Origin of the sequence: Paraburkholderia sp. XV (assembly GCF_020177535.1) — a bacterium.
GTDB lineage: Bacteria > Pseudomonadota > Gammaproteobacteria > Burkholderiales > Burkholderiaceae > Paraburkholderia > Paraburkholderia caribensis.
This window is the reverse complement of sequence record NZ_JAGUUD010000058.1, coordinates 33,574-52,178: the sequence shown is the minus strand read 5'-3', so window position 1 is coordinate 52,178 and position 18,605 is coordinate 33,574. Positions and strand designations below refer to the sequence as shown.

13 protein-coding genes are annotated in these 18,605 nt (G+C 64.8%); 5 read left to right on the top strand and 8 right to left on the bottom strand.

Annotated elements, in window-relative coordinates:
- Positions 1 to 290 precede the first annotated feature (290 nt).
- On the top strand, positions 291 to 860 hold the full coding sequence (locus tag KFO72_RS24605; RefSeq protein ID WP_176054133.1) for a DUF6013 family protein: 570 nt from the start codon (positions 291 to 293) through the stop codon (positions 858 to 860).
- Between the two features lie 102 nt (positions 861 to 962).
- Here KFO72_RS24605 and KFO72_RS24600 read toward each other — a convergent pair whose 3' ends face one another.
- The gene (locus KFO72_RS24600; RefSeq protein WP_007585855.1) at positions 963 to 1,766 is read right to left on the bottom strand and encodes an ABC transporter permease; all 804 of its coding nucleotides are present in this window, start codon (positions 1,764 to 1,766) and stop codon (positions 963 to 965) included.
- Entirely contained in the window at positions 1,763 to 2,506 is a 744-nt protein-coding gene (locus KFO72_RS24595) for an ATP-binding cassette domain-containing protein (protein WP_224102583.1), read from the bottom strand. The genes KFO72_RS24600 and KFO72_RS24595 overlap by 4 nt, the downstream gene beginning before the upstream one ends.
- Before the next feature lie 101 nt (positions 2,507 to 2,607).
- Here KFO72_RS24595 and KFO72_RS24590 point away from each other — a divergent pair, with 101 nt between their 5' ends.
- Positions 2,608 to 5,052, top strand: coding sequence for an AsmA family protein (locus tag KFO72_RS24590; RefSeq protein WP_225033243.1), 2,445 nt, complete (start codon positions 2,608 to 2,610; stop codon positions 5,050 to 5,052).
- 108 nt (positions 5,053 to 5,160) lie between these two features.
- Here the strand turns inward: KFO72_RS24590 and KFO72_RS24585 are convergent, their stop codons facing one another.
- Positions 5,161 to 5,658, bottom strand: a complete 498-nt coding sequence (locus KFO72_RS24585) for a hypothetical protein (protein ID WP_225033242.1) — start codon at positions 5,656 to 5,658, stop codon at positions 5,161 to 5,163.
- A 495-nt stretch (positions 5,659 to 6,153) separates the two neighbouring features.
- On the opposite strand from KFO72_RS24585, the gene KFO72_RS24580 reads away from it, so the two are divergent.
- From KFO72_RS24580 to KFO72_RS24570, 3 genes are all read left to right on the top strand, one after another.
- Positions 6,154 to 7,764, top strand: a complete 1,611-nt coding sequence (locus KFO72_RS24580) for a sensor histidine kinase (protein WP_225033241.1) — start codon at positions 6,154 to 6,156, stop codon at positions 7,762 to 7,764.
- Positions 7,765 to 7,938: 174 nt separating this feature from the next.
- The gene (locus KFO72_RS24575; RefSeq protein WP_054930463.1) at positions 7,939 to 8,433 is read left to right on the top strand and encodes a response regulator; all 495 of its coding nucleotides are present in this window, start codon (positions 7,939 to 7,941) and stop codon (positions 8,431 to 8,433) included.
- A gap of 105 nt (positions 8,434 to 8,538) precedes the next feature.
- Entirely contained in the window at positions 8,539 to 10,530 is a 1,992-nt protein-coding gene (locus tag KFO72_RS24570; protein ID WP_225033240.1) for a response regulator, read from the top strand.
- A 104-nt stretch (positions 10,531 to 10,634) separates the two neighbouring features.
- Here KFO72_RS24570 and mscL read toward each other — a convergent pair whose 3' ends face one another.
- The 5 genes from mscL to mfd all read right to left on the bottom strand — a co-directional run bounded on the left by mscL (position 10,635) and on the right by mfd (position 18,473).
- The gene (gene mscL, locus KFO72_RS24565; protein WP_054930464.1) at positions 10,635 to 11,084 is read right to left on the bottom strand and encodes a large conductance mechanosensitive channel protein MscL; all 450 of its coding nucleotides are present in this window, start codon (positions 11,082 to 11,084) and stop codon (positions 10,635 to 10,637) included.
- Between the two features lie 207 nt (positions 11,085 to 11,291).
- Positions 11,292 to 12,314 carry a threonine/serine dehydratase gene (locus KFO72_RS24560; RefSeq protein ID WP_054930445.1) on the bottom strand — a complete coding sequence of 341 codons (1,023 nt, stop codon included), beginning with the start codon at positions 12,312 to 12,314 and terminating at the stop codon, positions 11,292 to 11,294.
- Between the two features lie 78 nt (positions 12,315 to 12,392).
- Entirely contained in the window at positions 12,393 to 13,640 is a 1,248-nt protein-coding gene (argE, locus tag KFO72_RS24555; protein ID WP_054930446.1) for an acetylornithine deacetylase, read from the bottom strand.
- A gap of 147 nt (positions 13,641 to 13,787) precedes the next feature.
- Positions 13,788 to 14,975, bottom strand: coding sequence for a M20 family metallopeptidase (locus KFO72_RS24550; protein WP_225033239.1), 1,188 nt, complete (start codon positions 14,973 to 14,975; stop codon positions 13,788 to 13,790).
- Between the two features lie 9 nt (positions 14,976 to 14,984).
- On the bottom strand, positions 14,985 to 18,473 hold the full coding sequence (gene mfd / locus KFO72_RS24545; RefSeq protein ID WP_054930448.1) for a transcription-repair coupling factor: 3,489 nt from the start codon (positions 18,471 to 18,473) through the stop codon (positions 14,985 to 14,987).
- Positions 18,474 to 18,605 lie beyond the last annotated feature (132 nt).

Sequence of the window (18,605 nt, the reverse complement as noted above, 5' to 3'; positions counted from 1 at the left end):
CAAAGAAAAGTAGGTGCCGCCCCGCACAGGGGCGACGCCTGAAGCGAGCTAACGTCACGCGGATGCCAGCGCAAAGGCCAAAAACACCGAACAACGGCACGAGAACAGCCACACCCAACCAACCCCACCCCCGCGCGCGCAGCGCAAAAAACAACCTCAACCCCGGGTTAATCCCAGCCCAAACCCACATCCACGCCAACCACTTGGCGTTAGACTTCCCGTGCAACATGCAAAAAAAACCACCGCGCGCGGCCAGCGCGATCGCGGCAGCACAACAACGAGGTGACAGTATGAGCATCAGCGTCAAACTTCCCGCGATTTCTGTTGTAGCTTCCATCGCATGCGCAACGCTTGCGCTCGCCGCCGCATTGCCGGCACCCGCGCACGCAGCGACACCCATCACCGTCACTTCGCAGGCGGCCACGGACGGCCCCATCCGCTATACGGTCAAGGTCACGTCGAAGCAGTTCGGCAACTCGCAGGAAACCCGCACCATCCGTTCCGGAGAATCGGACGACTTCACCTGGAAAACCGTGCCGCCCGGCGGCCCCGTCGCAGCCGATAGCGACTGCCCAGGTCTGTCGTCGCTACCGCTCGACACGAACGGCGCCATGATCCGTCAGACGCAGATTCGCTTCGCACCCGTCGTCGCCAGGGACGGCACCGCAACCGTGCAGATGAACTTCCAGGCGCAAACGCCGAAAGGCACGAAGGCCGTGTCGAACAATGGCAAGTCGCTCAAGTGCCCGAACTACGCAAGCGTCAGCCAGGTGCTGCGCTTCACCATGCCGACCAACGGCAGCACGAAGACGCTGACACTCAGCGACGGCTCGCAGGTGAGCGTGTCGGCCAAACGGTGACGTAAGCGTCCTGGTATCCAATCCGGTATCGCAAGCCATGCACATCGGCTGAATTGCATGCGGTGTGCATGCATCGATCACCACGCTCGCCTCGCACACACGTCAGCGCTTCGAGCGCCGCTCGACAAGCCGCGACGCCAGAAACCGGTGCTCCGGCGAAAACAGCCGCCGATACGTAAGCAGCACAGCACCCACCGTCCCCAGCGCCGACGACGCCGCGATCAGGAACATGATCACGATCTGATAGCGCACGGCCTGCAGCGGCGATTGCCCGGCCAGCACCTGGCCCGTCATCATCCCCGGCAGACTCACCACGCCCACCACGGCCATCTGGTTGAGCGTCGGAATCATGCCGGCGCGCACCGCCTGGCGCGCCGGTCCCTGCGCGGCTTCCCAGCGCGTCGCGCCGAGGGCGAGCGCCATGTCGACGCGGTCGCGGCGCGCGGTCAGCTCCTCCGTCATCCGTTCAATGCCCAGCGACACCCCCGTCAGCGTATTGCCGAGAATCATCCCGAGGATCGGAATCGCATATTGCGGTTCGTACCACGGTCGAATGCGGATCACGGCAAAGAGTCCAACGGCCGCGACTAGCCACGCGCTCGCCCAGATCGACAGGATGCTGTCGACGCGCTGCCCGGCATACGTGCGCGAGCCGCGTCCCGCGCCCGCGAAGCCCGCGATCAGCGTCATCGCGATCATCAGCGGCAGCACCACGTACCAGCGCGCGTACGCAAATACCCACGCGAGCACATAGCCGATCGCGAGCAGCTGGACGACGGTGCGCACGGCCGCCCACGCGAGCTTGCGTTCGAGATCGAGCTTGAGCAGAACGGAGACCGCACCGTTCACCACGATCAGCAGCGCTGCCAGCGCGACGTCCCAGAGGCTGAGGTTCTGCAAGGTCATCGCGGCGGCTCCCCGGTGTGCGTGGACGTATCGGGCATAGTGCGCTGCGCATCGTCGAGCACGCCGGCGCGCATCGTCAGATGACGGTTGCTCACGCGGGCCGCTTGCGCCGGATCGTGCGACACCCACAGCCACGCGCGCACCTGCGGCGCGGCATCGAACCACGCGCGCACCAGGCCTTCGATCGCCAGCGCCGATTCGGGATCGAGCGATGCCGTCGGTTCGTCGAGCAGCAGCACGTCCGGCGCGAGCTGCAGCACGCGGATCAACGCGGCGATCTGCGCCTCGCCGCCCGACAGCTCGCTAGCAAAGCGTTCGAGAAAATCGCCTGCACGTCCGGCCTGCGAAGCAAGCGCGGCCGCCTGCCCGCGGTCGAAGCGGACATCGCGATACGCGCGCAGCGTGTACGGATAACGCAGATTGTCTTCGACCGTGCCGTCGAGCAGCGCGGGCCGCTGGCGAATGTAGGCGACGTGGCGCCGGTAAAGCGGAATCGTCGCCCGTGCGATGCGCTTGCCGCGCCACCGCACCTCGCCGCTATCGAGTGGATCGAGCAGCGCAAGGGCACGCATGAACACGCTTTTGCCCGACCCGGACGGGCCCGTGATCGCAATTCGCTCGCCCGCATGAATGGCGATGCTGGTCGCATGCAGTAGCGTCTGGCCGCGCGCCGCGTCGCGCCGAACGAGGCTTTGCGCCTGGACGAGGGGCGCGTCCGTCAGGTTGGTGGGGTGGGGCATGGCATATTGGAATGTGTCGCAGCGCATCATCATAACGAAGCGCGCGCGGGCACAGCACGTGCTGTGCAGACGAATGACGCAAGTATTTTTTCGGAGCGCTCATGGCTGTGCTGCATTCGTCTGGCATGTCCGTCGGCAAGACAATCGGCAAAACCCTCGCGTGGCTGTTCGCGGTGCTGGTGATCCTGATCGTTGCGGTGGCGGTTTTCATTCTGACGTTCGACTGGAATCGCGCGCGTCCCTATGTGAACGACAAGGTCAGCGAAGCCATCGGCAGGCCGTTTGCAATCGAAGGCGATCTGAAGGTGGGGTGGCGGCATCCCGTCGGCGAGGCGGGCTGGCGTTCGTGGGTGCTGTGGCCGCGCTTCTCGGCGCAGAACATCACGATCGCCAATCCCGACTGGGCGAAACAGAAGCACTTCGCGACGCTCGACGAAATCAACTTCCAGGTGAAAGTGCTGCCGCTGCTCGCGCACGACATCGTGATCCCGGCAATCAATGTCGTGAATCCATCCGTCGATCTCGAACGGCTCCTCGACGGACGCAACAACTGGACGTTCAAGCTGAAATCGTCGGCGGGACCGTCGGAATGGAAACTCGATCTGCACGACATCCAGCTGAATAAAGGCAATATCGCGCTGTCGGACGAGCAGAAAAAGATCGACATGCAGGCGGTGGTCGATACGCTCGGCCAGCCGATCCCCATCGGCGAAGCGATGAAGCAACAGGAAGAGGCGTCGCGCAGGTCGTCGGCGGAGGTCGTCGGCAAGCAGGGTGCGAAGCAGCTCGCTGCGCAGGCGAAGGCAGCCGCCGCATCCGAGGCGTCAGGCGCGTCCGCTGCGGCGCCTGGCGTGCCTGTTGCGTCGGGCGCGTCCGTGCCGGCTGGCGTGGGCGCATCGACGGCCGTGGCCGCATCGGGCGCCACGGCGAGCGCGCCAGGCACAGCCGTCGCGCAGAGTGCGAACTCGCCGCAATATGGAATCGGCTGGACGGTGAAGGGCACTTACAACCGCTCGCCGATATCGGGCAGCGGCAAGCTCGGCGGCGTGCTCGCGTTGCAGGACACGTCCCGGCCGTTCCCCGTGCAGGCCGACGTGAAGGCGGGCGATCTGCGCATCGCACTGGTCGGCACCGTCACCGATCCCGCGCATCTCGCCGCCGTCGATCTGCGCCTGTGGCTGCAGGGCTCGAGCCTCGATCATCTGTATGACCTGACGGGCATCACGCTGCCCGAGACGCCGCCCTATGCGACGGAGGGTCATCTGATCGGTAACTTCAGGCAGGGCGGCAGCGTGTTCCGGTATGAAAATTTTACAGGCCGCGTCGGCGGCAGCGATCTGAACGGAACGGTCGTCTATACGCAGCGCGCGACACGTCCGCTGCTCGAAGGCACCCTTGTCTCGAATCTGTTGCAGTTCAAGGACCTCGCGCCGATCATCGGCGCGGATAGCAACGCCAGCAAGGCGAAGCGCGGCGACACCGCACGCCAGCCGTCGAACAAGGCGCTGCCCGCCGAGGAGTTCAAAACCGACCGCTGGAAAGCGATCGACGCGAACGTGAAGTTCACGGGCCGCCGCATTATCAAGGACCCGGCGCTGCCCATCACCGATCTCTACACCCATGTCGTGATGACGGACGGCGTGCTGTCGCTGGCGCCGCTGAAGTTCGGCGTCGCAGGCGGGTCGCTCGCGTCGAACATTCATCTCGACGGCAGCGCGTCGCCGCTCAAGGGCCGTTTCTCGACGGAAGCCCGTCACCTGAAGCTCAAGCAGTTGCTGCCGACCGCGAAGACCATGCAGAACGCGCTCGGCGAGATCAACGGCGACGCCGCGCTGTCGGCGACGGGCAATTCGCCCGCGGCGCTCGCGGCTTCGTCGAACGGCGAGGTCAAACTGCTCGTCACCGATGGCGCGGTGAGCCGTTTGCTGATGGAAGCGGCCGGGTTGAACGTGGCGAATGTGGTCTACGAAAAACTGTTCGGCAATCGCGACGTGCAGATCAATTGCGCGGCAGGCGATTTCGTCGTGACGGACGGCGTGCTCGATTCACGCGTGTTCGCACTCGATACGCAGGACGCCGTGATCAACGTCGACGGCACGGTGAACCTGAAGAACGAGTCGATGGACCTCGGCGTGCATCCGCACACGAAGGGCTTCCGGATCTTTTCGTTGCGCTCGCCGCTCTATGTGAAGGGCACGTTCAAGGACCCTCACGTCGGCGTGAACGCGGCGGCGCTCGCCGTGCGTGGCGGCGCGATGGTCGGCCTCGGTCTGATCAATCCGTTCGCCGCGCTGATCCCGCTGATCGCGCCGAGCAACAACAAGCCCTTGCCGTGTCAGCAACTGATGGCGGCCATGGAGGCGCAGCATCCGAGCGCGCCGCCGCCGGGACAGCGCGAGAAGGCCAAGGCTCTGCCGCTGCCGCCGGGGACGCCGGGCGCGTCGGCCGTCGCGCCGTCGACCGCACCGTCGAAGCAGCCAGCAAAGCCGAACAACGGCGCGGCATTGCCGGGACCGTCGAACGCGGCGGATTACAAGGGAAGCTGAGCGCGGGGCAAGGATGCATCGCCCGCAATGATCGACTCGCAAAAACGCCACGGCCGCGAATCTCGCGGCCGTGTTTTCGTGTGAGTGGCTACGCCTGATCTTCGGGATTCAACGCAGCGAACGCGGTGTCGCGTCGCCCGCCGCATCCTGACGCCGCACGCCGCGCCGCGTACTGGCAGCCGTGCGCGTCGCGCCGAACTCCGGCAGGATGCGCGCTCTCGCGCGGCTCGCGAACACGAGGAAGCCGAAACCATCGGCCTCGTACCAGTAGCCGCCGTTCTCCAGTCCGTCGAGCGGCTGTTCAAGCGCGTTCGCAATGGATTCGATGCAGCGCCGGCGCGATTCGGCGACGGCGGGATACGGTGGATGCGCGCCGCGCACGCTGCAGAGCAGGACATCGAGTCCTGGCAGCACATGCGCGTACAACACCGGCTCATCTTGCGAGCGGGCGCGCGCAATCTTGGTGTCGAGCTGACCGAAGGGCTTGAAGTGTCGCAGCACAGCGAGGAACGACTCGTCGCCGTCCACCTTCGCGCGCCTGCGCTTTTTCGGGAAGGACATAAAAACTCGCCTGAAAAAGAATTGCAAGAAACGCAGCGTCCTCATGCGACCACTCCCGGCTTCGCGCGCCGCACGTCGATCTTTTATAGCATACGAAAATGCCGGATACACGGTGATTCGTCTGTCTCACTCCATCGTTCCGTGCGAACCAGGCCGAATCGCGTCGCCGTGCGCTTTCGCATCCCCTGTGCATCTGGTCTCAATAATAGACTCACCCGCGCTGCGCGTGTTTCCGGCACCGTAAAAAAAGACATTTTTATGTGTGCCAAGCCCTCTTCGGCGCGCATTGAAATATGCGTTGGGCCCGCCCATAATGGCCGCGTCCCAGTTGCGGCGCGGTTTTCACGCCCATTGCACCGGTTCGGCGAGTCGACGGGCGCGGCGCATGAGTGAAAATATCGATAGCGTTCGTCGCGCAGCGACGTTAAGGCCGCGGCGCACAGCCATGATGCATGCGCCCCGCTCATGATTACGCGCGGCGGTTCCACATGCCAGGACGCGGTTGCCTCGCACGTTCATGCCGTATTGCGCCAGCCATCCATGAAACTGTTCACCAAAGGCTTATTGCTGATCGCGTTGCCGAGCGCCATCGAACTGGCGCTGCTCGGCGTCGTCTTCGACATGCAGGCGCAAACCACACGGGCCGTCGAACGCTCGTCGGACAGCAAGCAGATCCTGTATCAGGCGGCCGCGCTCGAAAACCCCGTGCTCCGGCAAGTCGCGCGCGTGCGCACGGGCATCGTCGCGGGCGACCCGTCTTTCATGGACCGCCATGCGGCGTGGGTCGACATCGGCGACCGGCTCGCGCGGCTCGAAACCGCTGTCGCCGATACGCCCGCGCAGGCCGCGCGCGTGCAGCGCATGCGCGACGAAGTGGACAGCTACCGGCAGCAGGCGCTGTCTGTCGCGCAGTCGCTGCGCACGGGCGCGACGATGAAACCCTTCGTCACGCTCGAAGGCGGCGAGTTGCCTGCGCAGGTGATGCGCTTTCGTGCGCAGTTGAAAGAATTCATCGACGAAGCATCGCGGCTCGAAGTCGAGCGCAACGCGACGCTCGCGAAAACGCGCCAGCGCCAGCAATGGACGCTGGTGGGCGCCGTGATCGGCTCGATGCTGCTGTGGGCGGGCACGGCATTGGGATTCGCGCGCAGCATCGGCCGGCGGCTGGACGTGCTCGCGGCAAACGCGCAGCGGCTCGCCGGCGGGCAGCCGCTGCCCGCGCCGCTATCGGGCAACGACGAAATCGCCGCGCTCGATTCCGCGTTGAATCGCACCAGCGCGCTGTTGCGTGAGGCAGACGACAAACAGGCCGCGCTCAAGACATCGCTGCAAGTGCGCGCGGCGGAACTGGCGAGCGTCAACGAAACCCTGCGTCAGGAGACGCAGGACAACGAGATGTTCATTTACAGCGTGTCACACGATCTGCGCTCGCCGCTTGTGAACATGCAGGGTTTCTCGAAGGAACTGCAGGTTTCGTGCGACGAACTGCGCGCGACCATCGACGATGCGCGTCTGCCCGAGCCCGAACACAAACGCGTTGCGCATGTGCTCGACGGCGACATGCAGGAATCGCTGCGCTATGTGCGCTTGTCGGTGACGCGCGCTGCGGCCATTATCGAAGCGCTGTTGCGCATTTCGCGCGCGGGGCGGCTCGAATATCAATGGCAGCGCGTAAGCGTCGGCCGCGCGGTCGCGCGTGCCGTCGACGCGCTGCAAAAGCGCATCGACGAGCGCCGCGTGGTGGTTCTCGTGCGCGATCTGCCCACGGCGTGGGGCGATCCGTCCGCCATCGAACAGGTGTTCAGCCAGTTGCTCTCGAACGCAATCAACTTTCTCGATCCGTCGCGGCCGGGGCGCATCGAAGTCGGCGCGCTGGATGGCGCACCTGCCGAGCGCGCGCTCGCGTCGCCGCCAAGAACCCGCACTTACTTTGTGCGCGACAATGGAATGGGCATTCCCGCTGCCTATATGTCGAAAGTATTTCGCGCGTTCCAGCGGCTGCACGGCGATGTCGCGCAAGGCGACGGCGTCGGCCTTGCGCTCGTGCGGCGCACGGTCGAACGACATGGCGGGCGCGTGTGGGTCGAATCGGCGGAAGGGGCGGGGTCGACGTTCTTCGTCACGCTGCCCGATCAACCGATGCGCTATTGATGCGCTATTGATGCGCCGTCGATGCGCATGACACGCACCGGCCTCATGCGCAAAGGGGCAGCAAGCCGTCAGCCAACGGCCGCATAATAGCGGGCAGCGAGTCGTACCATTCACGCAGTCGCAGCTCACGCACAACGCATCGAACAGATGCGGCGCAAGGGCTTCGGAGGGAACATGTCACACGGGGAAACGGATGGTAAGTCGGTCGGCATCGTGCTGGTCGAGGACGATGACGGGCATGCTACGCTCGTTGAGCGCAATCTGCGGCGCGCGGGGATTTCGAACGGTTTTGTCCGCTTCGGCGACGGTCAGGAAGCGCTCGATTATTTCTTCGGCGAACCGCGCGCGGGCGAGCGCGCCGCCGGCCGGCCGGCGCGCGACGAACTCGCGAATTACGTGGTGCTGCTGGACCTGAAGATGCCGCGTGTCGATGGCTTTGAAGTGTTGCGGCGGCTGAAGGAATCGCCGTCGACGTCGTCGATGCCCGTGATCGTGCTCACGACCACCGACGATCCACGCGAAATCGAACGTTGCTACGAGTTGGGCTGCAACGTCTACATCACGAAACCGGTCGAATACGATGCGTTCATCGAAGCCGTGCGGCGGCTGGGTTTTTTCCTGCAGGTCGTGAAGCTGCCGCCGGGACAGCGCTATGCGCCCGCAGCATGATTGCCGGTGGGCCGAGGCATTCACGCAGCATTCACGCAGCGTTCACGAAGTATTCACGCGGCACCATTGCAGCCTCGTCCGTCCCATTGACCTGAATCATCTGGCATGACAGAAGACGTAACCACGTTACCCACAGCCCGCGTGCTCGTCGTCGACGATGACGAAGGCATCTTGCGCCTTGCGCGCAAGTCGCTGGAGCGCGCTGGCTGCCGGGTCGAACTGAGCAGCAGCGTCGAGGCTGCGCATCGCGCGATCGTCGCGAATTCACCCGATCTGATCGTGCTCGACTATCAGCTCGACGGCGCGGAGACGGGACTCGACTTTTTCCGGCGCCTGCGCAGCGAAGGGGTGCGCATCCCCGCCATTCTCGTCACCGGCTTCACGGATGAATCCCGCGTGATCGAAGCGCTGCGCTCGGGCGTCTCCGACGTCGTGCCGAAAGCGGGCGACTATCTCGACTATCTGCCCGAAGCCGTCGAACGCGTGCTATCGCAGATGCGGATGCAGCGCGCCTCGGCAGAAGCGCTGCTGTTGCGCGAGCGCGAGGCGCATTACCGGATGCTGTCGGAGGCGCTGCCGCACCTGGTATTCACGTGCAATGCCCACGGCGACTGCGATTTCGTGTCGAAGCAATGGGTCGAATACACGGGTCTCGACGGCACGCATGCGCTGGGTCTTGCGTGGATCGATGCCGTGCATCCCGACGACCGCGAAGAGACGCGCCGCAGCTGGCTTGGAACGGTGCGCGGCGACGGCGCCGACTATCGCAGCGAATTCCGCATTCGCCGGCACGATGGCGTGTATCGCTGGTTCGACGCGCGCATTGCCGCGATGCGCGATGCGGGCGGGGTCGTCAGCAAATGGTTCGGCAGTTGCACTGACATCCATTCGCAACGCGAAGCCATCGAGGAGCGCGAGCGACTGCTTGCATCCGAGCAGGCCGCGCGCCAGGCGGCGGAAGAGGCGAACCGCGCGAAGGACCGCTTTCTGGCGATGCTGTCGCACGAATTGCGCACACCGCTCACGCCCGTGCTGGCGGGCGCGCGCATGCTCGAAATGATGCAGGACCTGCCCGACGCCGTGCGCGCGGGCGTCATGATGATTCGCCGCAACGTCGAACTGGAGGCGCGCCTGATCGACGATCTGCTCGATCTGACGCGGGTTGCGAACGGCAAGCTGCGGCTGTCGCTGGAAACGGTCGACGTGCATGAGGTGATCGACAGCGTGCTCGAACTGTTCCGCAGCGAGATCCAGACCAAGCAGCAGGACGTGCACATCAGCACCGATGCGCACCATCATTTCGTGCTCGCCGACCGCGCGCGTCTGCAGCAGATGCTGTGGAACCTGATCCGCAATGCCGCGAAGTTCACGCCGGATGGCGGCCATATCTACGTGCGCACACGTGACGAACGGATGCACGTGCAGATATCCGTGGAAGACACGGGCGTCGGCATCGAGCCCGAGCAGATCGGCAAGCTCTTCAATGCGTTCGAGCAGGGCAGCCAGAACATGTCGCGGCAGTTCGGCGGGCTGGGTCTTGGACTCGCAATCACCAAGGCGCTGACGGACGCGCATGGCGGCACGGTGACGGCGCAAAGTCCGGGCGCGCACTGCGGCGCGACCTTCACGATCACGCTGCCGACGGCCGCCGAGCCGCACGCCGAGCCGGTCGTGCCGGAGGCGGCGAGCGTGCAGCCGGCGGGCGGATTGGGCATTCTGCTGATCGAGGACCACGCGGACACAGCCGAAGTGATGGCGCAACTGATGCGCACGCTCGGCCATGACGTGACGGTGGTCGGGCGTGTGGCCGATGCGCTCGCCGCCACGCAAACCGCCACGTTCGATCTGATCGTCAGCGACGTGGGCTTGCCCGACGGTACGGGCCTTGATTTCGTCAAGGCGTTCCGCGAGCGCGACGATGCGCCGGCCGTTGCATTGACGGGCTTCGGCAGCGACGAGGATATCCGGCGCTGCCTCGAAGCGGGCTTCACGTCGCATCTGACCAAGCCCGTCAATTTCTCGCAGCTCGAGCAGGTGATCGAGAGCGCCGCAGCCGCGAAGACGCAGAAGAACGCAGGCGAGGCCAGAGCGGATTAAGCCCGCGCGTGTGGCGAAAAAAGAAGGACGTGTTGCGCGCAAAGCGCAACACGTCCTTCGAATTTATATGGGCGCCGCTTTCGTGGCGCTTCGATGAGGCGTGGTCAGATACGCGGCGAATGCTTCAACGAATCGCGGATTTCACGCAGCAGCAGCACGTCTTCGGGCGTGGGCGGCGGCGCTTCAGGCGCGGCCGGGGCGGGCGCGCGCAGCTTGTTGATGAATTTGACCATCATGAAAATGATGAACGCGAGAATCACGAAGTTGATTGCGACCGTGATGAACGAGCCATAGCCGAACGCCGCGACGCCTGCCGTCTGCAAGTCCTTGTAAGACTCCGGATTGCCCTTGAAATTCGCGGGGATGTGTCCGAGCAGGATGAACTTGTTGGAGAAATCGAGGCCGCCCGTCGCGACGCCGACGACAGGCATGATCAGATCCTTCACGACGGAGTTGACGATAGTCGAAAATGCTCCGCCGATGATCACACCGACCGCGAGGTCCATCACGTTGCCTTTGAGGGCAAATTCCTTGAATTCAGTAATCATGCTCATCGGGCAGTTCTCCTTGAAGTCGATGGCGACATGATAGCCAACGATCGGCACTGCGTGAAATGATTTGGCGCCTGATCGTGTTGCGCTCTGGCCGATATGTCGCGGAAGTGACGAAGAGCCGTCGATGCTTGCAAACGGTGCGCCTGCCATCACCCGGGTCGAATCGGGCGGCGGCAAGGCGCGTGAAAAGTACGTGAAGCGAACCGCTTAAACTTCTGCCGCCCGCGCCTGTTCGATGTGCGCGGCGAACGTGACAGGATCGGTATTCGTCCCGCATAGCAGCACGCCGACGCGCTTGCCTTGCAGTTGCTCGCGCAACGGGCCGAGCAGGGCGGCCGTGGCGGCGGCGCACGCAGGTTCGACGGCCAGCTTCAGTTGCATGAACAGGGTGAGCATGGCGGCGCGCAAGGCGTCGTCGGTGACGGTGACGAGACGGTCGACATGCCGGCGGCACAGCTCGTAGCTGTATTGCTCGGTGTGCGGCGCCATCAGCGAATCGGCGATCGAATGCATGTGGGTCATCTTGACGGTGTGATTCGCGGCGAAGCTGCGGTTCATCACGTCCGCGCCTTCCGGCTCGACGCCGTACACATGCACACGCGGATTGGCGAGGCGCAGCGCCGTCGAAATGCCCGCCGCAAGCCCGCCGCCGCCGATCGGCACGATCACGGCATCGAGATCGGGTGTCTGCGTCGCCCATTCGTAGCCGAGCGTCGCGGTGCCGAGCACCGTGCGGTAACCGTTGAACGGATGCACGAAATAACGGCCTTCCTCGGCCTCGATGCGCCGCACGATCTCGAACGCTTCTTCCACGTTGTCGGCCATCACGACTTCCGCGCGATATTGCCGGCACAGCGCGATGCGTGCCGGATTCGCCGCGTGCATCACGACGACTTTCGCGCTGATGCCCATACGCATGGCGGCATAAGCGACGGCCACGGCATGATTGCCACCCGACACGCAGGTCACGCCGGAACTGCGTTGCGCTTCGTCGAGTGCGAGCAGGTTCGAGAACGCGCCGCGCGCCTTGAAGCTGCCGCCCGCCTGCAGCAGCTCGAACTTGAAGTTGACGAGCGTGCCTTCGAGCGTCGGAAAATCCATCCGGTCGAACACAGGCGTTCGCACGACCCACGGCGTTAGCGCGAAGTGCTGCGAGGCGATGTCGTCGAGCGTCGGGATCGGCTCACCGTCGATCGTACGGTCAGTGTGCTGCGGCGTGGCGGTGGACATGGCGTGCGTCGTCTTGTGGGTGAGGTCCGCGTTTTATGCCTTGTTCCTGTTTGTGCTTGTTGTTATGTGCTGCTCGAGTCAGTGCGCGTGCGCATCGACCGACATGCTGTGAATGAACTTGCCGAGAAACCGCTCGCACTGCGCCAGTTGATCGAGCGTGACGAATTCGTTTGCCTTGTGCGCCTGGACGATGTCGCCGGGCCCGCACACGATGCTCGGAATGCCCGCCAGCGAGAACAGGCCCGCTTCCGTGCCGTACGCGACCTTGCGCTTGTCCTGATCGCCGGTGAGCGCGCGCACGAGTTGCGTGATGGCCGCCTGCTCCGTCGAGTCGAGGCCGGGCGCCGCGGCGATTTTCGTAAACTCGATCGCGGCCGCTTCGTGCTCGCGCTTCATCTTCGGCAACAGCGTTTCACGCGCGTACTGGTCGATGCGCGCGAAGATCGGCTCGGGATCGAGTGTGGGCAGATTGCGGAACTCGAACTCGAAGCTGCACTCGGCGGGTACGGTGTTGATCGCGTTGCCGCCCTTGATCGTGCTGGTCTGCGCCGTCGTGAACGGCACGTCGTAAAGCTGGTCGAACGGGCCTTGCTCGCGGAACTGGTCGGCCATGTCGCGGATGTAGCAGATCAGGCGCGCCGCGTATTCGATTGCGTTCAGGCCTTTGGGCGTGAGCGACGAATGCGCCGCGAAGCCGCGCACGCAGCACTGGTAAGCGTTGATGCCCTTGTGCGCAATGATGGGGCGCATGCTGGTCGGCTCGCCGACGATGCAGCCGTCCGGTTTGACGCCGCGCTTCATCAGGTCGGCGATCATCAGCGGCGCGCCGACGCATCCCACTTCTTCATCGAATGAAAACGCCAGATGGATCGGCTTGGCGAGCCTCGTCTGCTGCATCTGCGGCACGAGCGTGAGCGCCGCGCCGATAAAGCCTTTCATGTCGCAGGTGCCGCGGCCGTAGAGCTTGTCGCCGCGCACTTCGGGCTTGAACGGATCGCTGTCCCATTTCTGGCCGTCGACAGGCACCACGTCCGTGTGCCCCGATAGCACGATCCCGCCATTGGTCTCGCCGTCATGCGCCGGAATCGTCGCGAACAGGTTGGCCCATTTGCCGCTTTCGTCGTGCGTGAGGGTGGCGTCGACACCGCGTTCGCGCAGCGCGTCGCGCACCGTTTCGATCAGGCCGAGGTTCGGATTGCGGCTGACCGTGTCCATCGACACGAGGCGCGTGACCCAGGGGAGCGAAGCGGGGGAAGAAGACTCGGCGGAAGCAGCGGAAGAAGACGACGTTTGGGCGGACAGCGCTTTGTCAGCGACCTGTGACATGACTTGAGCTCCAGCTTGGGTGTGTTTTGATGATACCCAAAAACCGCTTAATTAGCCAAAGCTCATAAAGCGCGGTCGCTTGCCGGACGGGGCTTTGCGCGACGCAGCAATTGATGGCGCGCGTTGAAAATGTTCCCGGGTGATGGGTCAGGCGCGTTGCTCGTCGGGCGCGAGCAGGCTGAGCAACGCGCTTTCGTACACGCGATAGACGGGCGCGATGCTGGCGAGTTCGATGCGCTCGTTCGCCGCGTGGATGCCTTCGCATTGCACGCCAAAGCCGCACAATGCAGGCACGCCGAGCGACGCGAGGTAGTTGCCGATGTTCGACGGTCCCGCGACGGCCAGCGGCAGGTCGGCGCCAAGTTCGCGGCGTGCTGCGCGATGCAGCGCGCGCGTCATGGGATGCGAATCGGGCACGCGGTAGGCGGGCCAGCCCGCGATCCATTCGATCGACGTCGCAAGCGATGAATCGTGTTGCGCGTCCCGATCCCGAACGATGTCTTCGATCACACGTCGCGCTTCAGAAGCATCGAAACCTGGCGTGAGGCGGCAATCGACGGTGAGTTCGCAACGATCCGGCACGCTGGTGAATGTGCCGTCGCCTGCGCGGATACCGGTGACGGTCAATTGCGCGGGGCGATCGAACGCTCGGTCCACGGGCAGCGTGGCCTCGTTCAAGGCAGCGGCCAGGTGTGCGCCGCGTATCGCCGCATTGAGTCCGCGCGTGTGGCTCGCGCCGGAATGCGCGGCGACGCCGTGCACGACGAGCTTCGCGCGAACGAACCCGCGCGCGCCGACGACGATACGGTCGATGCCCGGATAGCCGATGAACACACCATCGGGCTTCACCGCATCCGGCACGTCGAAGAACGCGCGGGCGCCGCCGAAACGGCCCGTATGTTCGTCGAGATCGAACAGCACGCCGAGCGTGCCCGCAAGCGTGTTAATGCGCTTCGCGAACGCGGCGGCGAGATGCGCGAAGATCGCGACGGCCGCCTTGCTGTCCGCGCTGCCGCGTCCGTGGAGCCAGCCGTTTTCGACCCGTGCGGCGAGCGGCGGACAGGTCCACGTCGATTCGTCGCCAAAGCTCGCGGTGTCCAGCGTCGCGTTCAGCAGGTAATGCGGGCCTGGGGCCGCGCCGCGTATTGCCGCGTGAAGCGCGAGCGGTTGTCCGTCGGCGGAAGCGAGCCGGCGCGTGTCTACGTCATGCGCGCCGAGCCACGCTTCGATACATTCGAGCACGGGTGCGCGCGCATCGATGCCGCCGCGGCTCGGCACGCGCACGAGCGCCGTCAGCAGTTCGACGATCGATGCCGTGTCGACAGCGCCCGTCATCTGGCGGGCTTATGAAGCGACGCGCCGGTCCGCCGCGCCTTTGGTCGGTGCGCCGAGCGCACGCAGCGTTTCCTTGACGGTCGCGACGCGCACGGTGAAATCGGGACTACGGCTCTCGATGCGCAGCTTGTCCTGACCCGCGAGCTTGATGTGCTTGTGCTTCTGCACCATCTCGATGATCCGCATCGCGTCGATGGGCGGATTCGGAATGAACTGCAGGCCGATCACTGCTTCGCCCGCGTCGATCTTCGAGATGCCGAGCGGCTTCGCGGCGAGGCGCAAGCGGTGCGTTTCGACCAGCGCATGCGCCTGCGGCGGCATCTTGCCAAAGCGGTCGATCAGCTCTTCCTGAATGCCGTCGATGGAATCGTTGTGCTCGCAGTTCGCCAGCCGCTTGTACAGCGACAAACGCTCCTGCACGTCGCCGCAATAGTCGGCGGGCAGGATGGCGGGCGTGTGCAGATTGATCTCGGTCGTGGCCGCCAGCGGTGCCGTGAGGTCCGGCTCCTTGCCGTTCTTCAGCGCCTTGACGGCGTCGTTGAGCATGTCCGTGTAGAGCTGGAAGCCGATCTCGTGAATCTCGCCCGACTGCTTGTCGCCGAGCACTTCGCCCGTGCCGCGAATTTCGAGGTCGTGCATCGCGAGATAGAAGCCCGCGCCGAGTTCTTCCATCTGCTGAATCGCTTCGAGACGCCGTTGTGCCTGCTTCGTCAACCCTTGCGGATCGTGCACCAGCAGATACGAATACGCCTGGTGATGCGAGCGGCCGACGCGGCCACGCAGCTGATGCAACTGCGCGAGACCGAATTTGTCCGCGCGGTGAATCAGGATCGTGTTCGCGCTCGGCACGTCGATGCCCGTTTCGATGATGGTCGTGCATAGCAGCACGTTCGCGCGCTGCGCGACGAAATCGCGCATCACGCGTTCCAGTTCGCGCTCGTGCATCTGTCCGTGCGCCACCGCGATACGCGCTTCGGGCACCAGCGCTTCGAGCATCTGCCGGCGGTTTTCGATCGTCTCGACTTCGTTGTGCAGGAAGTACACCTGGCCGCCGCGCTTCAGTTCGCGCAGCATTGCTTCGCGGATCACGCCGTCTTCCTCGCGGCGCACGAAGGTCTTGATCGCGAGGCGCTTTTGCGGCGCCGTCGCGATCACCGAGAAATCGCGCAAGCCTTCCAGCGCCATGCCGAGCGTGCGCGGAATCGGCGTTGCGGTCAGCGTGAGCACGTCGACTTCGGCGCGCAGCGCTTTCAGCGCTTCCTTCTGGCGCACGCCAAAACGGTGTTCCTCGTCGATGATGACCAGCCCCAGCCGCTTGAACTGCACATCCGACGACAGCAGCTTGTGCGTGCCGATCACGATATCGACGCTGCCTTCGTTGATCTGCTGGATCGACGCGCTCACTTCCTTCGTGCTCTTGAAGCGCGACAGTTCGGCAATCCGCACGGGCCAGTCGGAGAAGCGGTCGGTGAAGGTCTGCGTGTGCTGCTCGGCGAGCAGTGTGGTGGGCGAGAGCAGCGCTACCTGTTTGCCGCCCATCACTGCAATGAACGCCGCGCGCAACGCGACTTCCGTCTTGCCGAAACCGACGTCGCCGCACACGAGGCGGTCCATCGGCTTGCCGCTCGTCATGTCGCCGATCACGGCGGCAATGGCGGCCGCCTGGTCGGGGGTTTCCTCGAAGCCGAAGCTCTCGGCGAACTTCACGTAGTCGCGCGGTTCGAGCGCGAACGCATGACCTTCGCGCGCGGCGCGGCGTGCATAGAGGTTCAGCAGTTCGGCCGCCGTGTCGCGGATCTGCTGCGCGGCCTTGCGCTTGGCCTTTTCCCACTGGCCCGAACCGAGCGCGTGCAGCGGCGCGCTTTCCGGGTCCGCGCCGCTGTAACGCGAGATCACGTGCAACTGCGCGACGGGCACGTACAGTTTGCTGTCGCCCTGGTATTCGAGGTGCAGGAATTCGGTTTCGCCTTCGCCGAGGTCCATCGTCACGAGGCCCATGTAGCGGCCAATACCGTGCTGCGAATGCACGACCGGGTCGCCCACCTTCAGCTCCGACAGATCGCGCACCATCGAATCGACATTGCTCGCCTGTTCCTGGCGGCGGCGTCCCGTGCGTCTTGCGAGCGGGCCGTACAGTTCCGTCTCGGTGAGGATCGCGACGCCTTCGCCCGGAATCGCGAAGCCGTTCGCGAGCGGCGCGACGCCTAGCGCGAAGCGCGCGTCGGAGGTCAGCCAGTCACCGTAGCTGTCGACGGAAGCGGGGCGCAGCGCGTTGTCCGCGAGCAGTTGCGCAATCGTCTCGCGCCGGCCCGCCGATTCCGCCGCGAACAGCACGCGGTTCGGCGTCGTCGCGAGCCACGCGCGCAAGGCGGCGACGGGATCGTCGGCGTGGCGGTCGATCGCGAGATTGGGCAGCGGCACGGCCCAGCCGCCGCCCGCGTTGCCGGGCAACGACAGGCGCGCGAACGGCTTGGCGAACGTGAAGAAATCTTCGTCCGACAGGAACAGGCGCTGCGGCTCCAGGATTGGCCGGTCGCGGTCGTGCGACAGGAAGTTGTAGCGCTGCCTGGTATCGGCGGTGAAGCGCCGGATGGCGGCGTCCAGATCGCCGACGAACGCGAGTTGCGCGCCGTCGGGCAGGTAGTGGAAGAGCGTCGCCGTCTCTTCGAAGAACAGCGGCAGATAGTATTCGATACCCGCCGACGGCACGCCGTTGCCGATGTCCTTGTAGATCGACGCGCGGCTCGGATCGCCTTCGAACACCTCGCGCCAGCGGCTGCGAAAGGCGGTGCGCGCGGCTTCGTCGAACGGAAACTCGCGGCCGGGCAGCAGGCGCACGTCCTTCACGGGGTAGAGGCTGCGCTGCGAATCGGGATCGAACGCGCGGATCGAATCGACCTGGTCGTCGAACAGGTCGATCCGGTACGGCAGCGGCGAGCCCATTGGAAAGAGGTCGATCAGCGAGCCGCGCACACAGTATTCGCCGGGCCGCACGACCTGGCTCACGTGCTCGTAGCCGGCCAGCGTCAGCTGCGCTTTCAGCTTTGCTTCGTCGAGACGCTCGCCCTGCGAGAACGAGAACGTGTAGGCGGCCATGAAGGAGGCGGGCGGCATCCGGTACAGGGCGGTCGTCGCCGGCACGAGCAGGATGTCGCAGCGTGCTTCGCCGAGATCGTGCAGCGTCGCGAGACGCTCGGAGACGAGATCCTGGTGCGGCGAGAACGAGTCGTACGGCAGCGTTTCCCAATCGGGCAGCAGGCGCACCCGGGCCTCAGGCGCGAAGAACGCGAGTTCCTGCGACAGCCGCTGTGCATCGACGGCGCTCGCGCAGACGACGGCCAGCAGCGGCACCTGCGCCTTGTACGCGAGGTGGTAGCGCGCGATCAGCAGCGCGTCGGACGAGCCGTGCGTGCCGTCGAACACGAAACGCTGGCCGGCCTTGACCAGCGCGACGGGCGTTGAGGAGGAGGACTGCGTGGATGCGGCGATGTCGGGCATAAAAGGGAAACGGCCTTTGGGTGACGCCAATGAACAGCGGTTCAACGATCGACTGCAAACGAATGACGGTAAATGGTGCTGCAACTCATGCTGGGCGGTGCTGCAAGCGGCTGACAACCCCGCCTGCCCGCA